This window comes from Gimesia benthica (genome assembly GCF_009720525.1).
In the GTDB taxonomy this organism is placed as follows: domain Bacteria; phylum Planctomycetota; class Planctomycetia; order Planctomycetales; family Planctomycetaceae; genus Gimesia; species Gimesia benthica.
In genome coordinates this window covers 1,194,410-1,218,891 of sequence record NZ_CP043930.1, presented here as the reverse complement: position 1 = coordinate 1,218,891, position 24,482 = coordinate 1,194,410, and the positions used below count along the sequence as shown (strand labels likewise).

Genomic DNA, 24,482 nt, shown 5'->3' with positions numbered 1-24,482 from the left:
CGTTTTATGAAGTAGTTCCAATCGGAAAGTGTCTCATTACAAGATACTTTTCTGCCCGGAGTTCGGGAAGAAAAAAACTTCAATATTGATGGGGCAGGCCGGAGCAATTCATTTTTCATCAAATGGTGAGATTCAGTCCGTCTCATGAAGCCGCACCTGTGATGTCACGATCGGAACCCTGAGCACGACAGAGTGAAATCCATGTGAATGAATGCTGGCCCCGATACAGCCTCGTGAGTCGACGGTGGATTTAAGGGGATGATGTGAGTTTATCTGCTCCGCATGTGCAGTGAAGAGAGAGATTTCGGGACCCCGATTCCCTGAAAACCGGGCTGAAATTACTGTAAGGCGAGCTATGCTTTCACCACGAGATCCTTCTTTTCAATGCCAACATTTCCCGATTTTCTGAAAGGACGTGGTAACGGCTGGGCTTTACCCTCGGCGTCGATCGTGCGGCAGCGGAGCGTAATCCAATCTCAAACAGGAGACGTCATCCTCGGTTCTTCTTTTCTGTTTCCAGAGAATTCACTAGGGATGTAAATCACAGATAAATGTGTTGCTGTTATCTTTAAAAACTTCGATGATTCGTTGCTGTTCCTTTCAGGGTTAAGTCCAGAATTCAGTTGATTTTACAGTGAGGGTGGTACCCTCTGCGCCTACAGGGGAGTAGGCTGCGAAACCTACACGGTAGTGTACAAGACAAGTAACAGGATAAGGGAAAGCATACGACATCAGAGAAAGCTCTCTTTCAATCAGTTTCTATCTGGAGAAGTTCTGACCGTACTACGGAGTTCCTGCCATCTCTGGTAGGCTTCCGCTGCGGTCTGGGACAGGTTTCTGTGAGTGATTTCCACAAAACCCGAATTCCTGCAGAGGTTGATTACCTTGTTGACTACATCTCGTACCGTCTGGGCGACTAACGCAGGGCCATAAGCTGACAGCCAGTCTTTTGTCACGTTTTGGACGCGTGATAGTGGGTGGCTGCTGAGTGTTGCCGCATTGAGGCTGGTTTCCAGTTTCTGGAAGGCGTCCTCTGGTATGGTGAAGTGGAGTTTCCCATTCTGCCAGCGCGGGATCACTCCGAGGATCTTCCTTCGGGTGTTGTCCCGGATGTCCTCAGGTGGTCCTTCGTTGTGCTTGAGCTGGAAACCCCGTTCAGAAAGGTGCTCTTCCGCAGACTGGATGGCCTGGCGGCAGTCGTGCTCGTTGTTACATACGATAAGCAGGTTGTCTACATATCGATATAACGTTCGAGATCCTCGGTATTCGGCTGAAAGCAGAGTGTCGAGGTGGTTGTGGAGCAAGAACTCCAATGCGGCCGGGCTGTAGCGTGATCCCTGGCACAGCCCGGTTGTTCGGTTCTGACCTTTATGTCCCCGGATCACGGTTTCAATCAGCCAGAGTAAATCGGGATTGTTGATGATTTGTCGGTGGCACTCGAGAGTGGGTTCGATTGGTGCCCAAGGAAAACAGTTTGCGATATCATCTGTGACAATGCAATATTGATTCCTGGTTTCAATCTGCTGTTCCAGCTCAGCATAAAGAGCCCAGTTGCTGCGAGTGGGCCCTGGCAGTGACTGATTGAAGAATGGCATGAGTACCCTGTGTAGTCGGAAAGCAATGAGCCGGTCGGGGATGCACTGCAGTTCGAGTTCCCGCAGACCGCCGTCAGGTTTGGGTATATGCCGCGTTTTGGGGCTGGATTTAGCTTAGGCAGCAGGGGGGATCATGCATCAGAGAGTATGATTGATTTGAGTGCTCCTTTGAGAGCAATTTTTGTTGATTCTGGATTAGAGAGAGCAACCTTTACTAATTCTCTGGTGAATAGGGTAGTGGTTTCATTCTTGAGCCAAAGGTAATGTACCTAAGAAAGGCCACTACAGTGAAATCCCTCCATAATAATGCAGATTTCAGTTTACGTAAAATCGGTTGAAATACCTATTAAAACTGGAAAATAGGCATGATATTCAGGTATAAATATATGCTTATGTGCCAGCGGGCCGGCCTATCAACTGGTGATCAATCCGTATGATAATTATTGGATGTTATCGCATTTCAAAAGATGAATTAACTTCTGCTGCTATCCCTTAAGAATTAAACCCGCCCACAGTTTCAAAATCAGAATGAAGTTGTGAATTATAAGAGGATAAATTTGAATGCCGTTGCCTACTTTGCTGCACAACCGCTCTTCGTTTTTGACTCAACGTTTTCTAACACGCTCGCTCACTCCTTATTACCGGAAAACTTAGTCCTCTCTGAGTCCCTGTATCCCGTATTGCGGCTCACGCTAGCGGGATGTTTTCCCTCTGCAACACAATAAGCTGAATCAATTTATCTCTGAGGAGTTAGCAGGATGCTGCTTACTAACTGGCTCAAAACACTCACCTCCCGTCTGCGTAAGCGCCCCGTTTTTCGATCCCGTGATCGCAGAGCTCTGCGGCGTTACTGGCAGACGGTCTTAAGCAATCAGATCTCCACGGTCGAAGTTCTGGAAGATCGGACCATGCTGACGACGATCACAGGAGCATCACCAGACAATACGGGGACCTTAAATCTCGATGCGACTTCACTGAAAGTGACTTTCAGTGAAACAGTCGAAGGGGCCGACGTCGCTGCCAACTACGTTCTAGTCCGTGCAGGAGTAGACGGTCTACTGGGATCAGCAGATGATGTTGTCATTACGGTTGATTCTACCAGCTACAATAACGACACCAACACAGCCAAGCTATATTTTGCTGCCTTGTCTGAAGATATATACCGTTTGACGGTTCTGGATACGATTACCGACGTTGCCGGTAATGCCCTGGATGGAGACGGCGATGGTTCTTTTGGTGGTGAATATCTGACTGATTTTGTGGTGGGGGCGACATCAACGGGACTGAATTCTCCGGAAGGGTACACTCTTGATCCTGAGTCTTTGGGATTTGGTGCCGGGCAGCTGGTCCAGGGATCGAATGGAGCGTTTGATGGTCTGAACCGTTTGCAGGTGGGGGGGATCGATTATGCTCCTTCGATGGCAGACTATCAAGTGAGTGCGACTCTCCAGGAGTCAACATCAACGGCCAGCCAGAGTCTGGATTACCGTTATCTGGTTATAGGAACTCTGACAGTCGATGAATCAGGGGTTTATGAGATATCCGGCGAAATCGGAATTCGTAGTCTATCATCGTCAGCTTCGCAGGTTCAATATGGCCTGGTGATCAATGATGAATTTGGTGAATCCCGGGTTTCGACGATACCGAATGGCCTTTACGACAAATCTTTCGAATTGAACCTGGAAGAGACCTTGGAACTGAGTGCCGGGGATTCTGTGCAGTTATGGGTTCGTGAAAATGCGGGATCTGTCAGGTTAAGTACGTCTGCTTCTACTCCCCTACATCGTCTCGGTTTGACCCGGCTGGAAGGGATTTCGGGAATCTCTGTGGCTGAGTCGACAACAACCTCTTTTCAAAGTCTGAGTTCCAGTTTTGTCACCGTGGAGACACTGACAGCTGCAGAATCGGGTGTGTACCGTGTGACCGGTGAAATAGGAGTTCGAAATTATACAACTTCTACTTCCCAACTGGAATATCGTATCCTGGTTAACGGGAGTCAGAGAGAATCTCGCATTTTCAATATTTCAGATAATCTATCATCCAAATATTTCGAGTTGAATCTGGCTGATACCGTGGAATTGAGTGCAGGGGATAGAGTGCACTTAGAGGTGAGGGAAATCTCCGGGAATGTTTACTTATCTAATTCGTCCTTCATCCCTCGGCATCGTCTCCGTTTGATCCGGTATGAAGGTGTATCGGGGATCACCACGCAGGAGAGCGGATCATCAGACTCCAGTATATTGACTACAAGTTTTCAAACTGTGGGCACGCTTTCGGCCGCTCAGTCAGGAGCGTATCGATTGACCGGAGAAATTGGTGTTGAAAATTTATTGGTGTGGGAAGTGACTGGCTACAATCCTAGAACTGGTCAGTATTATTATTCTTTTAGCTACTATGATTCTCAGGTCGAATATCGGTTTCTCATCAATGGGGCAGTCAGTGAAAATCGTATTACTACAATTCCGCAAGTTTTCGGAAGTCAAGCCTTCGAATTAAATTTAGAACAGGCTATAGAGTTGAGTGCCGGGGATACGGTGCAGTTACAGGTACGGAAAATTTCTGGATCTGCCACGTTGAGTACCTCCGACTATACTCCTCAGCATAAGCTCAGTCTCACCCGCCTGGGTGATGTTCCCATGGCGATGCATTGGGAGGGCGAGGGACGCACGGTGGTGTCCAATGTGCAATCACTTTCCGGTCTCGACGTCCATCGGGAAATAACTGTTCCCAACACCGGTTATCAGGATTTCGCGCGTACCATTGATGTGTTCCACAATCCCACAGCTTCAGCAATCACGGAAACCGTGCGAATCGTCGGTAATTTAGGCAGTGACCGTGAGACCATCGTCTTCAATACTTCTGACGGCGACACGATTGTCGAACCGACTGATTTATGGATCGGGACCGATGATGCTGACGGAAGCGGAACTCCGGCTCTGATTCATTACATTCACAGCGTGCGGGGGCTGGTGCCTGCTACAGTCGAAGTCGTGGGGGACAATATCGTCTGGGCTTACAACCTGACCGTTAACGCGGGTGAGACTGTCAGGCTGGCCCATTTTACCATTCTGGATGAGAACCGTGCTGATGCAGAGGCCGCTGCCAATGCGCTGGTCACCAGTGCCGGATTCTCTGGTGAGGCTGCTATGTTCCTGACGGAAGCAGAACTCGCTTCGCTGCAAAATTTTCAGTTCGATCAACCTCCGTTTGTCAGTGCTTCCGTTTCCCAGGTCGAGACGGCAGAAAATGGTTTGGATTCATACTCCTTTACAGTGGAATTTAGCGATGACTCTGCCATTGATATCTCCACGATCGACGTTAATGATGTCACAGTCACCGGCCCCCACGACACACTGGTAGTGACCAGTGCCGTCGTACACTCGGGAGTGGATGGGAGTCCGGTTTCAGTAACCTATACCGTCACGCCTCCCGGCGGTTTCTGGGATCTTACCGATAACGGAACCTACTCGATTCAATTAAATGGTTCCGAAGTGGGCGATGATGGCAGCATTCAACTATTTGTCGCAGAGAATTCAAGTCTGGCCACATTTGAGGTGGACATTCCGTCCATCATCAGCCAGGGAGAACTCCTGCCTGATCCGGCAGCGAATCCGGCAGAAGGTGATGAAACGGGGAGTGCGGTTGCCGTTGATGGTGACTGGATGGTCGTGGCAGCTGCGTCTTATAACAATCGCGACGGTGTTGTTTATCTGTATGTTCGGAATGATGTAAATCAAACCCCCGATAATCTGACGGATGACACCTGGGATTTTCATTCGACAATCTATGCCCCGACAGATGGAGTTGAACTAGGTTATTATGATTTTGGCAGATCTGTTGCCATTGACGGAGATACGCTGATTATTGCTGCTCCTTATGCAGACGATGGAGACCTTGCCGGCTCTGTTTATCTGTACCAGCTGAATGAGGGGGCCAACCCAGGGCATGAGGATGATGCCTGGGTGCATCAGCAGACATTCACGCAACCTGCCGACGGGCTCTTCGGGGATCCCTTTCCCAGGGGCTTCGGCCCGTCTGTTTCAAACTTTGGTCACAGTCTGGCGATGCAAGGACAGACAATTGTGGTGGGGGCCCCGAATGCCGATGTGGATGAAACAACGAAAAGAGCAGGGGCCGTTTATGTCTTTATGTCGGATGATGGCTGGAACACTTACTCTACCAGAAAACTTACGGCTTCTGATGCAACCGACTTTGCATTCCTTGGAGAATCCGTTGCGATCAGTGAAGATGAAAACACAATCATCGCGGGGGATCCCTATCATAACTCGGATGGTGCCGTTTACCTGTTCAGCAGAGATACCAGCGGAACAGCGAGTCCGGGAGATGACAGCTGGTCTGAGATCAAAATGTTGACCGCTTTCGAAACAGGCTCCCATTTTGGTACTTCTGTGGGCATCGAGAACGGGATCGCTGTGATTGGCGCTATCGGTGATGCTTATCTGATTCAGGAATCAGATAACTGGGATGTACTTAAATCCCTGGCAGTCATTGGTGAGACAAAGCCGGATCGATTTGGTCTGGGAGTTGCGATCAGTGGGGATGTGATTCTCGTCGGTGGACCAGACTCTGGTGATCCTGCTGATCCGGGATCTGTCTATCTATACGATGGCTGGAATGGTTGGGAATCTCCTGATGTTGCGCAACTCTATGCCTTGGATCCGAATCTGAATGAAACCTCTTTCACCGAAAGCATTGCCATCAGTGGCAGAACAATTATCGCTGGCTGGCGAAATCATGCTCACGACGGAGTTCAGACAGGGGTTGCCTACGCCTATGAATATCAGCCGATCATCGATCTCAAGGCGGATCTCATAGACGGTAGTCTGGTCTTCAATAGCCTGACTAATCAAAATGCAGCGGTCAGTCTCTCCGTGAGTGATGGTGCGCTGGTCGTAACTCATCCGAACAATCGCCTGGTTCCGCCTGTCGAGGGAAATCAGGTCAATCTGAATCAATTCACAATTCCGCTGTCCGCACTGATCACCCGGGAGATCTATATCAATGGCGGTACTGGTGATGATCGAGTGAGTGTGGATGCTTCCCTGGCGGCTGTGGGATTGAAGGTGATTTTCAACGGCGGAGAGGGGGGCGGTTTTGACAGTCTGGATGTGACCGGGATAGCGGGTTCTGCTGAATATCTTTTTGAAAATGAACACGATGGCAAAGTCCAAATAAATGATTCCGGACTCGATTTGATCAGCTATACCGGGCTGGAAACAATCACTTCCTCCATCGATGCGCCGCAGGTTACGCTGGTTTACAGTGATGCGGACGAAACGATCACTGTCAGTAGTCCCGCGAGTGGCCAGCTCAGTGTAGATTCGACGGCTGGTGAAATCATTACCTTCCAGGACTTCACCGGCAAACTGACGCTGGATGCAGGGGCCGGAATCAATACGCTGAACCTGAATGATCTGGGAGCCAGTCTCACTGCAGATTTTGAGATCCTCGACAGCGCGGGGACTGAGACCGTGGTTCTGGGGGATACCCTGAATCTGGGCAGTGGTGCTTTTACCATTTATGGGGAAACGGTCCAGATTGCAGGCGCTGTAACGGGTGCCGGTGATCTGGAGATCGTTGCGACTACCATTGAATTTGCTAATACGAACAGCTCCCTCAATACCGGTGATGGCGATCTCAGACTGCTGGCAGAGAATACGATTGAGCTCAGGGAAGTGAGCACTACGGGGACCGTCGAGATTACTTCGTTAACAGGTGACATCACTGACAACAATGACAGCGCGAACAACATTGCGGCTTCGCGGGCAATTCTGTCTGCAGTCAATGGTCGCATCGGTTATACCCTGGAAACGGCTGTTGGAAATCTGGAAGCGGTGGCAGTTGGAGATATCGACATCACCAATACCGGCGACCTGATCATCGGTGGAGTCAGTGAACTGGAGGGGATTGAATCGACTTCTGGCCGGGTCATCGTCCTGTCTTTAGGAAGCATCGAGGTACAGGAGGATGTGTCCTCTTATGCAAATTTGGGGCTACGGACGCTGGACTCGGAAATTGCCAGTCTCGATGAAGATATTCTGGTTCACTCAGGGGTGACGCTGCAATCGGAGACAGGCTATGTTGGCCTCTATTCCGACGATGATGTGACAGTCCAGGAACAGGCCCTGCTTCAAACCACCGCGCATAATATCTATTTTTATGTTAATTATGACAGTGCCGATGGACTCGGAGGTGTGCTGGATCTGGCTGGGGAATTGATCACTCAAAATCCCTCTTATAGCACTCAGGTTTACGGTAGCCCCCAGGCGGATTTATATCAGATTGCCCCCAGCCTGAATTCCAGGGTCATCGTTCGAGGCTACATTCCCTGGTCACAGACTGAGACGCTGGAAGATGAGCTGATTTACTCTGTTCCCGAGGGGGAGAGTGCGACTTTAGTTCCGTCAGATGATGTGAATGGTCGCGTTTTATTCACAGGGGGCTTCAAAGACATCATTTATAATTTTGTTGAAACCCTGCAGCAGGATGATCTGCAGCAACAGGCTGGCCATATAAGAGTTACTGGAACAGCCGGTGATGATGTGCTCACGATTAACGCCATCAGTGCAAACTCAGGTACCTGGCAACTGAATGATGGGCCGATAAACAGTTTCTCGGACATTGAGAATTTTACCTTTCTTGGGCTGGAAGGTGACGACCGTCTGGTGATCAATAATCCTGTGGATGGAGTATTTCAACCGCCAGCAGGTGTTGATTACATCGGAGGCACGGGGGGGGAGACGCTGGGCGATTCCCTGGAAATTATTGGTGGATTTGTTGCTGACAGCGAATTTGAGTTCCTGACCGAGGATCGGGGCCGGGTTTTTTATGGCGGACTGGCTGTTCCCGCCATTAATTACTTCGATCTGGAAGAACTGGTCTCTGAGTTGTCTGTCACGGAGCAGCAGCTTTATTACAATATTCCAGCCACACTTCTGTCGATCAGTGATGCCGGGGCAGGTAAGACTGCCTTTGATACTGCTTATGGCACACCACTGAAGCTGGAGACACCCATCGAAACACTGTCTTTACAGTACGGAAACAGACCACTGCAAGGTGACCAGTATTATATTCATCTGAATTCACTGGGTGCAGGGTTCGATGCCAACTTTGTCATCAATGATCGACACAATAACAACACCGTGATCCTGACAGATGGCCTGTATCTGGACAGTGCTGATGTCACGATCAATACGGGAAGAGTGCGGGTTTTCGGATCTGTCACCGGGACAGGTGATCTGGAAATCGTGACAGCTACGATTGACTTTCCCTACGCCAACAGCATGCTCAATACCGGTGCCGGTGATTTCAGGCTGCAAGCTGAGACTACAATCAATCTCACGGAAGTCATCAGCACGGGGACTGTCGAGATCACGTCCTTGAATGGTGACATCACTGACGGCAACGACAGTCTGAACAATATCAAGGCATCTCAGGCAATTCTGTCTGCGGTTAACGGCAGCATTGGGAATACCCTGGAGACGGAGATGGGACGTCTCGAAGCCGTGGCTGATGGGAGCATCGAAATCAGCAACACCGGAGATCTAATCCTTGGTGGCATCGGTGTACTGGATGGTGTGGAATCGACGGGCGGGGATGTCATCGTCGAGACACAGGGACGACTGGAAGTCCACGAAAATGTAACAGCCCATAATGGCGTTTCGCTCACCACACTGGATTCGGCGGTGGCGAGTCTGAATGAAGATATTGTTGTGAAGTCAGGTGTAGCGATCCATGCCGCAAATGACGAAGTCGCTCTGTATGCGGACGACGACTTAACTGTCGAAGAACTGGCTGAAATACTGGCGCCTGCTTATTACATCAGTTTAAATGTCAATTATGACAGTGCCGATGGAGTTGGCGGTGTTCTGGATCTGTCTGGTCAGACGACCACTTGGGGACCCTTTTATCGCACGTCGGTCTATGGCAGTTCCCAGGCAGATTCATTTAGGATCGCCCCCAGTCTGAATTCGCACATCAGCGTATTGGCAGACAGTCCTGCATCACCTGATTTGATAACAGACAGCTTGAGTTACATCACTCCGGAGGGAGAGACTGTGACCGTGATTCCGTCGGGCGATACGTTTGGCAAGATTTCATTTACAGGCGATTATGATGACATTCAGTATTCAGGAGTCGAAACTCTGCAGCAGGCTGATTTGCAGTTGCTGGCCAATCAGCTGAGAGTTGAAGGAACTGCCGGCGATGATGTGCTCACGATCAATGCGATTGATGCGAATTCTGGAACCTGGCAGTTGAATGACGGACCAGCGGTGGCATTTTCTGGGATTGACGAGCTCGCTTTTTATGGATTGACGGGCGACGATCGACTACTGATCAATAATCCTGCGGGGATGATTTTCAATCCTGCGAATGGAATCGTGTACGATGCCGGTGGTCAGGCCGGCGACGAACTGGAACTCACAGGAGGGACAGTCCAGTCCGTACAACATCAGCTGAACGAGGGACAGAATGCGATCTATTTCAACGGTTCTGTGGGCCCCACCGTGCGTTATCTGGGTGTGGGAACTGTCATCGTGGACACCGATGCTGTGGCGACCACAGTGGTGGGGGATAGTCTAACTGTTTCATCAGATGATGGCGTGCAAACGCGAGTCACCGGTAATACGGGAGTGCTCTTTACGAGTTATTCTGGTCTCCTGGCGGTAGAGGGGACCTCGGCATCAGCGACGCTACAGCTCAATTCACTGGGATCGGGAGTGTCGGGGACGCTGCTGATCGGTGGCAACCAACAGGAAACTGTGATCTTGAACGATGGCCTGAATCTGGGCAGTGCGGATCTCACGATCCACGCCGGTTCCGCGCAGGTGACCGGTAAAGTCACAGGCTCCGGTGATCTGCAGATCGAGGCGACCATGATTACGTTTGCCGATGAGAATAGTGGGATTGATGCCGGTGCCGGAGGGATTGAGCTGATTTCCAGTGAAGATCTGATTGTTGGCAACCTGACAACGACGGGAACTGTGGTACTGACTTCATTAACTGGTGATATTCGTAGAGTCACCACGGGGGCGTCCCTGATCAAAGCTTTCTCTGCCGTGATGTCTGCGGAACAAGGCAATGTTGGTTATTCCAATCAGCTGTATACAGAATTAAGTCGCCTGGAAGTTATAGCCTTTGATGGGGTCGCTATCAGAAATACCGGGGACCTGACCATTGGTGGGATCAGTGATCTGGTGGGGATCGAAACATTGGCGGGGGGGATCAGTGTCTATAACTATGGCAAACTGCAGGTCAGTGAAGATCTGATATCTCTGGGCGGGGTGGCTCTGTACACACTGGATATTGATAATCCTTCTGCTGATCGAAATCTGATTGTAGATTCGGGAGTGTTCCTGCAGAGCGGCTCTGGAATGTCGCTGGTATCATGTGATGACCTGCTGATCGAACAGAATGCATTGCTGACTTCGTACAGGGTCTATCTCAACGTTGATGTAGGGGGAGGTGATGATACCAGTGGCGGGAGGTTGGATTTACTGGGTGAACTGGCCGTTTTTTGGGGCGAACAAGCGCGAATTTATGGTGGAGCTCAGGCGGATTCCTTTTATATCAATCCCAGTCAGAGGAACCGGATTTATCTTGATGCTAACGATCCAACTTCTCCGGCGGATACACTGTATTATTATACCCCGGAAGGCGTCACAGCCACATTGTCCAGTTCCAGCACCAACGTGGGAACAGTCACTTTTTCAGGAGGCTATCAGGAGATACTGCATGTCGATGTAGAAAACATTGAAAATGCAGGCACTCCCCCCGCACCAGATCCCACCTGGATCTCAGTCGCTGGTACTTCCGGCAATGACGTCTTGACGGTCAACGCGACGGATTCGAATTCCGGAACCTGGCAATTGAATGCTGGGCCTGTAGTCAGTTTTGATGACATCGAAAGCTTCACATTCTTTGGTCTGGAAGGTGATGACAGGCTGGTGATTAATAATCCGGTCGATGGAGTGTTTCATCCGGCAGGAGGCATCAACTATGGTGGAGGCACAGGCGGCGAGACACTGGGCGATAGCCTGCAAATCATTGGTGGGACGATCGAAGACAGCGAATTTCAGTTCATTGATTATAACCGAGGCCGGGTTTTTTATGGAGGCATGGCTGCGTCAGCAATCAATCATGTAAATCTGGAAGAACTGTCTTCTGAACTTTCGGTTACAAATCAGCGGATCTATTACAGCTTTCCAGGGCCACGGCCTCTATCGATTAGTGATGCCGGGGCAGGCATGACCGCCTTTGATCCCGATTATGCCACACCTTTGAAATTAATTTCACCGATCGAGACACTGTCTCTGCAGTATGGCAATCAACCGTTGAATGATTACCAGATCAATCTGAATTCCCTGGGAGCGGGGTTCAGTGCCGACTTGATTATTGATGATCGGGATGACAATACCAGCATCACTCTGGGAGATGGACTAAACATGGGCAGTGGCAATGTGTCCATTAGTGCAGAGACTGTCCAAATCGCAGGAAGCGTCAGCGGGGAAGGAGACCTGGATGTTGTGGCGACCACGATCGAGTTTCCCAATCCAAACAGTTCCCTCAACACGGGTGATGGTAATCTCAACCTCTTGGCAGAGAATTCGATTACGCTCCAGGAGGTGATCAGCACAGGGGACGTCGAGATCACTTCTTTGACTGGCGGCATCTATGACGGCAATGGTAGCGCGAATAATATAACGGCTTCGCGAGCAATTCTGTCTGCCGAAAACGGTGCTATCAGTTCTTTGGAGACCGAGGTCGGAAATCTGGAAGCGGTGGCATATGGGAATATCGACATCACCAATACCGGCGACCTGATCATCGGGGGCGTTAGTGAACTGAAAGGGGTTGAATCGACTTATGGGCGGGTCATCGTCCAGTCTGTGGGAAGCATGAAGGTAGAGGAGAATGTATCTGCTTATGAACGTCTGACGCTTTTGACCCAGGACTCGTCAGTAGCCAGCCTGGATGAAGATATCCTGGTTCACTCAGGGGTGACGCTGCAATCGGAAACCGATTATGTTGCCCTCTTTTCTGCTGATGATCTCACGGTCGAGGAACAGGCCACGTTGGAGGCGCTTGGTACTCACATCTATTTACATGTGAATTATCAAAGTACTGATGGTGTCGGAGGCGTTTTGAATCTGGTCGGGAATTTGAAGATCCTGGATCCCATATATCGCGCAGTGATTGTTGGCAGTCCTCAGGCCGATGCCTTCCTGATAGCACCGAGTCAAAATTCCGTTATTGTAGTATACGGAGATAATCCGGCAGCCCCTGATCTCATTGCAGACACACTGATTTACCTTACTCCAGACCGGGAGACGGCCACCTTAACCCCTTCGAATGTCTCCAATGGAATCATTTTATTTTCAGGCAGTTATCAATACATCGATTTTACGAGTATTGAAACTGTGCAGGAAGGAGATCTTGCTCAACTGGCTGGCCAGTTGAGAATTGATGGAACTGCCGGCGATGATGTGCTCACGATCAATGCGACTGATGTGAATTCCGGAACCTGGCAGCTCAATGACGGACCAGCGGTGGCTTTTTCTGCGATCGACGAACTCGCCTTTTATGGTCTGACTGGTGATGACCGGCTGGTGATCAATCATCCTGAGGGGATGATTTTTAATCCGGTGGGCGGAATTCTGTACGATGCCGGCGGTCAGGCGGACGACGAACTGGAACTCACAGGGGGATTCGCAACTTCAGAAGAGCATCGTCTGGTAGCAGGCCAGCACGCGGTCTACTTTAACGAAAGTATTGAGGCTACGATTCGCCATCTGGGAGTCTCCAGGGTTCTCTCTAAACTGGATACGGCTGAGACGATTTTGACCGGGGACAATTTGACAGTCTCTTCTGATGATGGCATTCAGACTCATGTGACCGGGGCTAACACATCCGTCGTATTTGAGAGTTTCACGGGGACGTTATCAGTCGCGGGGGATACCGGAGCTGCGTCCATACAACTGAATTCCTTGGGATCCGGATTGACGGGGACTTTTCAGGCAGGTAGTGAAAAACAGGAAACCGTCATACTCAATGACGGACTGGACCTGGGGAGCGGGGAAGTCAGTATCCAGGCTGGAATCGTTCAAATTGCTGGGGCCGTGACTCGCGAAGGCGATCTGGATATTTCGGCGTCAACAATTGATTTTACTGACCTCAACAGTTCGCTTGATACCGGTGCTGGCGACCTTAGCCTGCAGGCAGAGAGAAGCATCTACCTGGGACATGTATTGACGACGGGGACCGTCGATATTACCACCATTGAGGGTGATATTATTGATAATAATGGCAGCGCTACGAATATCTCAGCCTCTAAGGCAATTCTCGATGCTGAGTATGAGGGTGAGATTCTATCCCTGGAGACGGAGATTGGATATCTGGAAGCGGTTGCACGAGGAAGCATTGAGATCATTAATACCGGTGATCTGGTGATTGGTGGAGTCAGTGATCTACAGGGGATTCAATCATTTGATGAGTGGGTCTCGGTACAGACTATGGGAGGTATGCAAGTAGGCGAAAATGTCAGAGCTTTTGATTTTGTCGTGCTATGGACACAGGATTCTGCAAGTGCCAGTCTTAGTGAAGATATTCAGGTTAAGTCAGATGTAATTATTTCTACGCAGTTTAATTCTATCACTTTAAATGCCGCTGACGATCTGAAGATTGAAGAACAGGCACGGCTTTGGTCTGAAACTGAAATCAATCTACGAGTCAATTACGACAGTACAGATGGGGTGGGAGGCATACTGGACTTAATAGGGCAGGTAAACACCTCTGGATCGAATTATGTTACTAACATTACAGGTAGTTCACAGGCGGACTCATTCCGGGTTACACCCAGCCAAGGGGCTCTGATCGAGATCGAAGGTAACGAACCTGCTTCTCCAGGCTTGGTTGGTGACACACTGTTTTACATGGTTCCGGAGGGAGAGACCGCTACTCAGAATTCCACGAGTGAGTCCCAGGGCTCTATCTCGTACACTGGCGGATATGACAACATTCAATATTCAGATATCGAAATACTCGAGCAGAGTAATCCTGATCAACTGGCGCGTAAGCTAAGATTTGAAGGAACAGCCGCCGATGATGTGCTCACGATCAACGCCACAAATGAAAATGCCGGAACCTGGCAGCTCAACGCTGGTCCGGAGGTGGCGTTCTCCGATATCGATGAACTGGTCTTTTATGGTCTGACGGGCGATGACCGGCTGGTAATCAATCATCCCGATGGAGCGATTTTCAATCCGACTGGTGGAATTCTGTATGATGCTGGCGGTCAGGCAGGGGACGAACTGGAACTCGCAGGGGGGACAGTCCAGTCCGTGCAACATCGGCTGGACGAGGGCCAGAATGCGATCTATTTCAACGGTTCTGTGGACCCCACCGTGCGTTATCAGGGCCTCGGAACTGTCATCGCGGATACCGACGCCGTGGCGACCACAGTGGTGGGTGAGAGTCTAACTGTTTCCTCGGATGATGGTGTGCAAACACGAGTCACCGGAAATACGGGAGTGCTCTTTACAAGTTATTCTGGTCTCCTGGCGGTAGAGGGAACCTCACCATCCGCGACGATTCAGCTCAATTCACTGGGATCGGGAATGTTGGGGACGCTGCTGATCGGTGGAAACCAACAGGAAACTGTGATCTTGAACGATGGCCTGAATCTGGGCAGCGCAGATCTCACAATCCGCGCAGGTTCCGCGCAGGTGACCGGTGAAGTCACGCGTTCTGGTGATCTTCAGATCGAAGCAAACACGATTACATTTGCAGATGCGAACAGTGGGATTGATGCCGGTGCAGGAAACATCGAACTGATATCCAGTGAAGACCTGATCGTTGGCAATCTGACAACGACAGGAACTGTGGTACTGACTTCGCTGAATGGAGATATTCGTAGAGTCACCACGGGGGCGTCCCTGATCAAAGCTTACTCTGCCGTGATGTCTGCAGAACAAGGCAATGTTGGTTATTCCAATCAGCTGTATACAGAATTAAGTCGTCTGGAAGTGATCGCCTATGATGGGGGCGCTATCAGTAATACCGGGGACCTGACCATTGGTGGGATCAGTGATCTGGTGGGAATCGAAACATTGGCGGGGGGGATCAGTGTCTATAACTATGGCAACCTGCAGGTCAGTGAAGATCTGATCTCACTGGGCGGGATCACTCTTTCAACACTGGATTTTGATAATCCCTCTGCTGATCGAAATCTGATTGTAAATTCAGGAGTGTACCTGCAGGGCGGCTCTAGTATTTCTCTTAGATCATGTGATGACCTGCTGATCGAACAGAATGCATTGCTGACTTCGTTCAGTGTCTATCTCAACGTTGATGTTGGAGGAGGTGATGATGCCAGTGGAGGGAGGCTGGATTTACTGGGAGAACTGACCGTTTTTGGGGGCTCATATGCGGGGATTTATGGTGGGGCTCAGGCGGATTCCTTTTACATTAGCCCCAGTCAGAGGAACCGGATTTATCTTGATGCTAACGATCCAACTTCTCCGGCGGATACGCTGTATTATTACACCCCGGAAGGTGTCACGGCCATGTTGTCCAGTTCCAGTACCACCGTGGGAACAGTCACTTTTTCAGGAGGCTATCAGGAGATACTGCATGTCGATGTAGAAACGATCGAAAATGCAGGCACGCCTCCTGAACCAGATCCAGCCTGGATCTCAGTCGCTGGTACTTCCGGCAATGACGTCTTGACGGTCAACGCGACGGATTCGAATTCCGGAACCTGGCAATTAAATGCTGGGCCAGTAGTCAGTTTTGATGACATCGAAAGCTTCACATTCTTTGGTCTGGAAGGTGATGACCGGCTGGTGATTCATAATCCGGTCGATGGCGTATTTCACCCTGCGGGAGGTATCAACTATGGTGGTGGTACAGGGGGCGAGACGCTGGGAGACACCCTGGAAATCATCGGGGGTGTGATTGAAGACAGCGAGTTTGAGTTCGTTGCTGATAATCGTGGCCGGATTTTTTACGGTAATGGGGCAGCACCAGCGATCAATCACTTCAATCTGGAAGAATTGTCTTCTGAGCTTTCGGTTACAAATCAGCAGATCTATTACAGCTTTCCGGGAACACAGCCACTCACAATCAGTGACGCCGGGGCAGGTGTGACTGCCTTTGATTGCGTTTTTGGCACCCCGTTAAAACTGATCTCGCCCATCGAGACTCTGACGCTGCAGTTTGGTAATCAACCACTGAATGATTACCAGATCAATCTGAATTCCCTGGGAGCGGGGTTCGCAGCTGACTTGATTATTAATGATCGGGATAAAAATACCAGCATCACTCTGGGTGATGGGCTAAACCTGGGCAGTGGCGATGTCTCCATCGATGCGGAAACCGTCCAGGTCGCAGGAACTGTCACCGGAGAGGGCGACCTGGATGTTGTCGCGACTACGATCGAGTTTCCCAATCCAAACAGTTCCCTGAATACAGGTGATGGCGATCTCCGACTGCTGACAGAGAGTTCGATTACACTCAAGGAAGTGATCAGCAAAGGGGACGTGGAGATCACCTCTTTGACTGGCGGGATCTATGACGGCAATGGTAGCGCGAATAATATAACGGCTTCGCGAGCAATTCTGTCTGCCGAAAATGATGCTGTCCTCGGATTGGAGACCGAGCTTGGAAATCTCGAAGTGGTTGCATACTCTTATATCGACCTCACCAATACTGGAGACCTGATTATCGGAGGTATCAGTGAACTGGAAGGGATCGAATCGACTTATGGTCGCGTGATCGTCCGGTCTTTGGGGAGTATGCAGGTCAAGGAGAACGTATCCTCTTATACGAACCTGTTGCTTTGGACGCAGGACTCGTCAGTAGCCAGCCTGGATGAAGATATCCTGGTTCATTCAGGGGTGAGGCTGCATTCCGAAACAAACTATGTTGCCCTGTATTCCGATGATGACCTGATAATCGAGGAACAGGTGACGCTTGAGACTCTCTCTTCCAATATCTATTTACGGGTTAATTATCAAAGTGCGGATGGTGTCGGAGGAGTACTCAATCTGGATGGAAATCTGGTAACTCAGAGCCCCTCTTATCGTGCTTACCTTTATGGAAGCACGCAGGCTGATACCTTCTGGATCACCCCCAGCCTGAATTCCCATATTGGTGTACTTGCTGATTCGCCTGCTAATCCAGACCTGATCGGTGATACGCTGAATTACCTGCTGCCCGAGGGAGTCATATTAGCTCAGGTTCCGTCAAGTGATGCAAATGGTACTCTTACATTTACGGGCGATTATAAAGACATCATTTATAACAACGTTGAAACACTGCAGCAGGGAGATCCTGCTCAACTCTCCGGCCAGTTAAAAATCGTTGGAACTGCCGGTGATGATGTGCTCACGATAAATGCCACCGATGCCAATTCCGGAACCTGGCAATTGAACTCCGGCCCGGAAGTGGCGTTCTCCAGTATCGATGAACTGGTCTTTTATGGATTGATGGGCGACGATCGATTGCTGATCAACAATCCTGATGGCATGATTTTCAATCCCGCGAATGGAGTCTTGTACGATGCCGGTGGTCAGGCCGGGGACGTGCTGGAACTTCAGGGAGGATATGCCACTTCAGAAGAACATCGCCTGGTGGCAGGTCAGAATGCGGTCTACTTTAACGGTGCCTCGGAGGCGACCATTCGTTACCTGGGAGTGCCTACCATCGTCTCAGAGATGGGTACTGCTGAGACGACTCTGACCGGGGACAGTCTGACGGTGTCCTCCGATGATGGTATTCAGACCCGAGTGACCGGTAACGCCTCTGTGCTGGTTGGCAGTTTTACAGGGACTCTGGCCGTTGTGGGAGACACTGAAGCCGCCACCATTCAACTGAATTCGCTGGGCTCAGGCATGACCGGGACCCTGCAGGTGGGACGGGACAGACAGGAAGCGGTGATCTTGAACAATGGCCTGGATCTGGGCGGGGCAAAGCTCATCGTTGATGCGGGGGAAGTCTCCGTCGCTGGTGATGTCAGCAGTACGAGTGATGTTACGATTCATGGAAGTACGATTTCGTTTACCGACTGGGATTATGAGATTGATGCGGGCGCGGGAACCATCGAACTGCAATCCGATGGTCGTATCATTGTTGGGGGGCTGCGAACCACCGGTGACGTCAAGGTGACGACGCATGATGGAGATATTCAGGGAGGGGGAGCGAGTAACAGTTTTACCGCCGCTTCAGCTGTGTTGATCTCGGAAAAGGCCGCGATTCGATCTCTGCGCACAGAGATTGGGTTCCTGGAAGCCTATGCTTATTATGGTGTTGACCTAATCAACTTGACGGATTTGACTGTCGGTGGGATTAGCGAACTGGTAGGAATCAACTCTCTGGCGGGTGCGGTTAGTGTTAGAACCTATGGAGGGTTGACGGTCAAGGAAGACATCAGGTCTTCAGATATTCGGCTTTATACTATGGAAGCCGTCGATAATGCGAGTGCGGATCACAACCTGGTGATTGAGTCGGGGGTTGTATTACAGGCGTCGGATTATGCTTCTATTCAGCTGTACTCAAGCGATGATCTGACGCTGGAGCATAACAGCCTGTTGAGTGGGGGTGATATTCATCTCCGGGTTGGTACAAGTGCTCTGGACGGCGAGGGAGGACGGCTCGATTTAAGGGGGCAACTGGTCGAGCGTAATGATCTTGTTAACATATTTGGAGGAACGCTTTCCGATTCATTCTATATTTATCCCGGTCTGGAAAATCAGATCTGGATTGCAGGTGGAGCACCGGGAACGGAAACCTCTCCGGGCGACACCATCTACTATTACACCCCGGAAGGTGTGACCGGCACAGATACGGCTGGCAGTACTACAGGTAGTGGTGTCATCAGCTATTCGGATGGTTTTCAGAACATTGAATATTATGAGATTGAGACCGTAATCAATGCTGGAGTGCCGCCCGTAGTGGATAATGCACACCTGCAGTTGACTGGCACAACCGGTGATGACGTGTTGACCATCAATGCCACAGGGGCTGCTTCCGGTACCTGGCAATTGAATGACGGTCAGGTGAACCCGTTTGCTGATATTGAAAGTCTCACCTTCTTTGGTCTGAGTGGAGATGATCAGCTGGTAATCAATCATCCCGTTGATGGGGTCTTCCAACCGGGCAGTGGCATTAACTTTGTGGGAGGCAGTGAAGGAGAGACACTGGGCGACACTCTGGAAATTGTGGGTGGTAACAGTTTAGAGGCTCAAATGGAGTTTCTGTTTGAAGGTGTGGGGACTGTCTACTATGAGGGAATAACGACTCCTGCGATCCGTTACTTTGATCTGGAAGAAGTTCGCAACCAGGGGACTGTGGAAAATCTCAAATTAAATTACCGTTCAATTAACTCACAGACTTTGACAGTCAATGACGCCGGATCAGGGCTGACGTCCATCGATTCCAATTATGGAACATTGCTGACATTCAGTTCTCCCTCCGAAGCTCTGTCGGTGAGCGTAGAAAGTCATCCTAACTATGACCCGCTCATGACTCTGAATTCCATGGGGGAAGGGTTCCATGCGGATGTTACGATCCTCAATGATAATCAGAATCTGAATGTGATGCTGGGCGACGGTTTAAATCTGGGCAGTGGTGAGATCACTATCTATGGAGAAACGGTCCAGATCGCAGGAGCTGTAAGCGGGGCAGGCGACCTGGATATTGTCGCGATTACAATTGATTTTCCGAATACAAACAGTTCGCTCAATACGGGTGATGGAGATCTCAGGCTGCTGGCAGAGAATACGATTGAGCTCATGGAAGTGATCAGTTCGGGGACCGTCGAGATCACTTCTAAAACTGGTGACATTGCTAACGGTACTGACAGTGTAAATATTAGAGCGTCGCGAGCGATTTTGTCTGCAGTTAATGGTCTCATTGGTGATTTTCTGCGGACTGAGGTCGGAACTCTGGAGGCAGTTGCTTATGGGATCATTGACATCACCAATACCGGTGATCTGATCATTGGGGGCGTTAGTGGACTGGAGGGAGTTGAATCCACAAATGAGCGGGTTTCAGTTCGATCTGTCGGGAGCCTGGAGGTGCTCGAGAATGTATCTGCTCATAAAAGTCTCTTGCTTTGGTCGTTTGACTCGTCAGTAGCCAGTCCGGATGAAGATATTCTGGTTCACTCAGGGGTGACGCTGCAATCGGAGACAGGCTATGTTGCCCTATATTCCGACGATGATGTGACAATTCAGGAACAGGCCCTGCTACAAACGACAGCACATAACATCTATTTCCAAATTAATTATGACAGTGCCGATGGACTCGGAGGTGTGCTGGATCTGGCTGGGGAATTGATCACACTGGGATCCTCTTATCGTACTTTTGTTTATGGCAACTCCCAGGCGGATTTATATAAGATTGTTCCCAGTCTGAGTTCTCAGATCACAGTTCAGGGCTATCATTGGTCTCAGACGGAGACGCTGGATGATGAGTTGATTTATTATGTTCCCCAAGGCGAAGTTGCTACGCACACTGTAAGTGGGACGGATCAGGGGCAGATCTCTTTCAGTGGTTCCTATCAGGATATTACATATATCGGAGTGCATACACACGTTCTGGCCGGCAGCCTGACACTGAAAGGAACAGCGGGTGACGATGTCTTAACGATCAATGCAACTGGTGCCAACTCCGGAACATTTCAATTCAATGACGAGCCGGTTGTGGTGTTCACGGAACTGTCAGACCTGACATTCCTGGGGCTGGAAGGAGATGACCGGCTGGTCATCAATCATCCGTCGGAAGGACTGTTTGCGCCTCTGGGAGGAGTCCTGTTCGAAGGAGGGGGGCAGTCGACGGAAGATATGCTGGAGATTTACGGTGGAACAGCGACTTCAGTTGAACATCGTTTTATCAACGAAAATGATGGCAGCATTTTCTATAACGGCCAGACGACAGCAGCGATTACCTACACGGGGTTGGAACCGGTGCTGGATACGATTGCCGCGATCGATCGCAGCTTCAGTTTCACTGGCGATGCAGAGACGATCACGCTGTCTGATGATGGCGATACGGGGGATGGTGAGACTCAAATTGATTCCACGCTCGGAGAATTGGTTGTCTTCACAAATCCGACTGGCACGCTGACAATCAATACCGAAGTCTTCGGCGGTACAGGATCGGATACCATCATTGTCAACCCGGTCGATTCGACTTTCACGGCTAATCTGACAATCAACGCCGGTAACGACGATTCGGTGACACTGAATACGATTGATTCTGGACCTGGAAATGTGGAGCTGAATGCCAATGAGATTAACATCGATGGCACCCTGACAACCAGCGGCATGGTTGCGATCCAGGCTGATTCTCTGATCCGTTTTGCAGAAACCGGTGTCATTGATGCTACGGCAAATACCGTCCAGCTCACTGCAGGTCTCGCGATTCAACTGGGAAAGATCATTACAGCGGGGGATGTCTGGCTGATTTCAACAGGCGGTGCGATTCTTGATAATTCTTCAAGTGAAAACACCCTGATCCAGAGCGACAGTCTATTTTTGCAGACGGTAACAGGAATCGGTGGGGCAGGTGATGCGGACATCGATATCGAAGCCAATCACATCACGGTCGACTCATACCAGGGGCCGATCATGATCGACAACTTCGGAGACCTGTTTATTCAGCTTTCAGATTTCCCCAATCTCATTCTCAATGAGGATGCTGGCGAACAGACGATTCCTCTCTCTCTGATTACGACTGCGGGAGGCACATCCCAACCGTTAAGCGTGACGGCCACGAGCAGTCAGCCATCCCTGATTCCGAATCCCCAGATAAACTATCTCGCCGGCGATACCACAGACAGCCTGGTTTTCACACCGGCGCCGGAGCAGACCGGGACCGCTACGATTACCCTCGTGATAACAGATGGAGGTGCGGATCATCTGCTGGAGACCACGGGAGATAACCGATCCATTGAGCTGACATTCGACATCACCGTCAGCCCGCAGAATGATGACCCCGAACTGGATCATCTCGACGATCTCTTGCTATGGACGAATGCACATGAGCAGACGGTGGTATTGAGTGGAATTACCGCCGGTGGTGGCGAAGTGCAGCCCTTGCGTGTCACGGCGGAAAGCAATAATCCGGGGTTAATTGCAAATCCGGTGGTCAACTATTCGTCGGCGGATGCAACCGGCAGTCTAAGCTTCACTCCTGTCGCTGATCAGACGGGGACCGCTACAATTACGGTCATCGTAGAAGATGGTGGCCTGGATGGTGATCTGGAGACAACCGCTGACAATGCCACATTGACTCGAACGTTTGTTGTTACAGTGCGAGAGCTGGAAACCGTCTCCTTGCGGGTCATGAACAATCCAACTGTAACTGACGCGAATGGAGAAACGGAATCCTTGTCCGCTGAGGTGGAATGGCTGGGTGAGTGGGACAGTTACTGGCTCGAACTCTGGGTGAGTACCGAAGACCTGAACTCCCAGGGGATCGCATCGGTTTCGCTGGACCTGGCGTATCTGACGGATCTGACCTCAGCGACCGGCATCGAATTCGGGGCAGCATTTTCCCAGAATCAGTCCGGAACGATCAACGACGAAGACGGTCTGGTCGAAGGTCTGTCAGCGACAACCGATTTAACGGACCTGGGAATCAATACGCTGCTGCTGTTCGCACGAATCCGATTTGAATCACTGGCCGAGGATAACGTTCTGCTGGATCTGGAGGGGCAACGCATTGGTCCGCATGATCTCGGTTTCCAAATTCAGAATTCGCAGATCGGACTGGGAAGTGAGCGGGTGAGCCAGAACGCGAACGTGGATCATTCCGCTGCTGTGATCTGGGCCAATCCCTATGACCTGAATGATGATGACCAGATCGGCTTCCGCGATCTGCTGCTGTTTGCGAGTGTTTACAACAGTTTCACTGCGGAGTCGAGTTCACAGTATGCCTGGTTCAGCGACTTTAACCGGAGTGGTCGCGTCGCTTTTCGAGACCTGATCTTACTGGCCACGAATTACAATAAATCAAAAGTGCAGCAGCAGGAAGTGATTTATCCCAATAATTACCCCCAGGATTGGGATCAGCAGCTGCAGGTTTCATCGCTCCTCGATGCCCCGCAATCGACAAAAATCTTGACTCAAGACCAGGCACAGACCGCTCTGCAGAGTGCTGTGGATGATATGCGACCAAAACTGTCCGAGGAAGGACAGCAGAAGCTGGCACAGGTTCAGGTCGAGGTTGTCGATCTGTCGGGGAACACACTGGGCAGGGTAGAAGGGGACACGATCTATCTGGATGCCAGTGCGGCCGGCTATGGCTGGTTTGTTGATCAGACGCCCTGGGATCACAGTGAGTTTCAATATGACAGCCAGCTGTCGTTAATCGCCTTGCCTGACAGTGAGGCTGCTGGTTTGATTGATCTCTGGACAGTAATTCGTCACGAACTGGGGCACCTGCTGGGTTATGAACATCAGGAAGAAGGACTGATGGAAGCGGTGCTGGATCCGGGCGAACGAAAGTTAGCAGACTGGTCAGAGGAGTCCGATGACTTTTTTGCATCCCTGAAAGACGATAACGGATTTCTGGTATTTTAATCCTTTGTTTCCATTCTCCATGCTGGCCAGAATTACTGTTTACCAGACTGGAGAGAATTTAATTTGTGCCATCTGTGGTTGCTGACTAAAATGGGGAAACATGAATTAACGTCAACAAGCCTGCTGTTTCCATAAGACTTAGCATTCGTAAGACGAAAAATAAGCTCAGTTTATAAACACAGCTGGAGGATACAGGATTCACTGACCCGCCTCACTCCAACCAATGGTCTTTGCCCAAAATCATGTTTTTAGTAGTTTAACCCCTCTTGCTCCATTTATT

The 24,482-nt window shown here is 50.3% G+C and carries 2 protein-coding genes; one reads left to right on the top strand and one right to left on the bottom strand.

The window, feature by feature from the left end; translation table 11 throughout:
* Positions 1–752 precede the first annotated feature (752 nt).
* Complete coding sequence (locus F1728_RS04790) at positions 753–1,682, bottom strand: reverse transcriptase domain-containing protein (RefSeq protein ID WP_155363136.1); 930 nt, start codon at positions 1,680–1,682, stop codon at positions 753–755.
* Between the two features lie 671 nt (positions 1,683–2,353).
* On the opposite strand from F1728_RS04790, the gene F1728_RS04785 reads away from it, so the two are divergent.
* The gene (locus tag F1728_RS04785; protein WP_155363135.1) at positions 2,354–24,202 is read left to right on the top strand and encodes an Ig-like domain-containing protein; all 21,849 of its coding nucleotides are present in this window, start codon (positions 2,354–2,356) and stop codon (positions 24,200–24,202) included.
* Positions 24,203–24,482 lie beyond the last annotated feature (280 nt).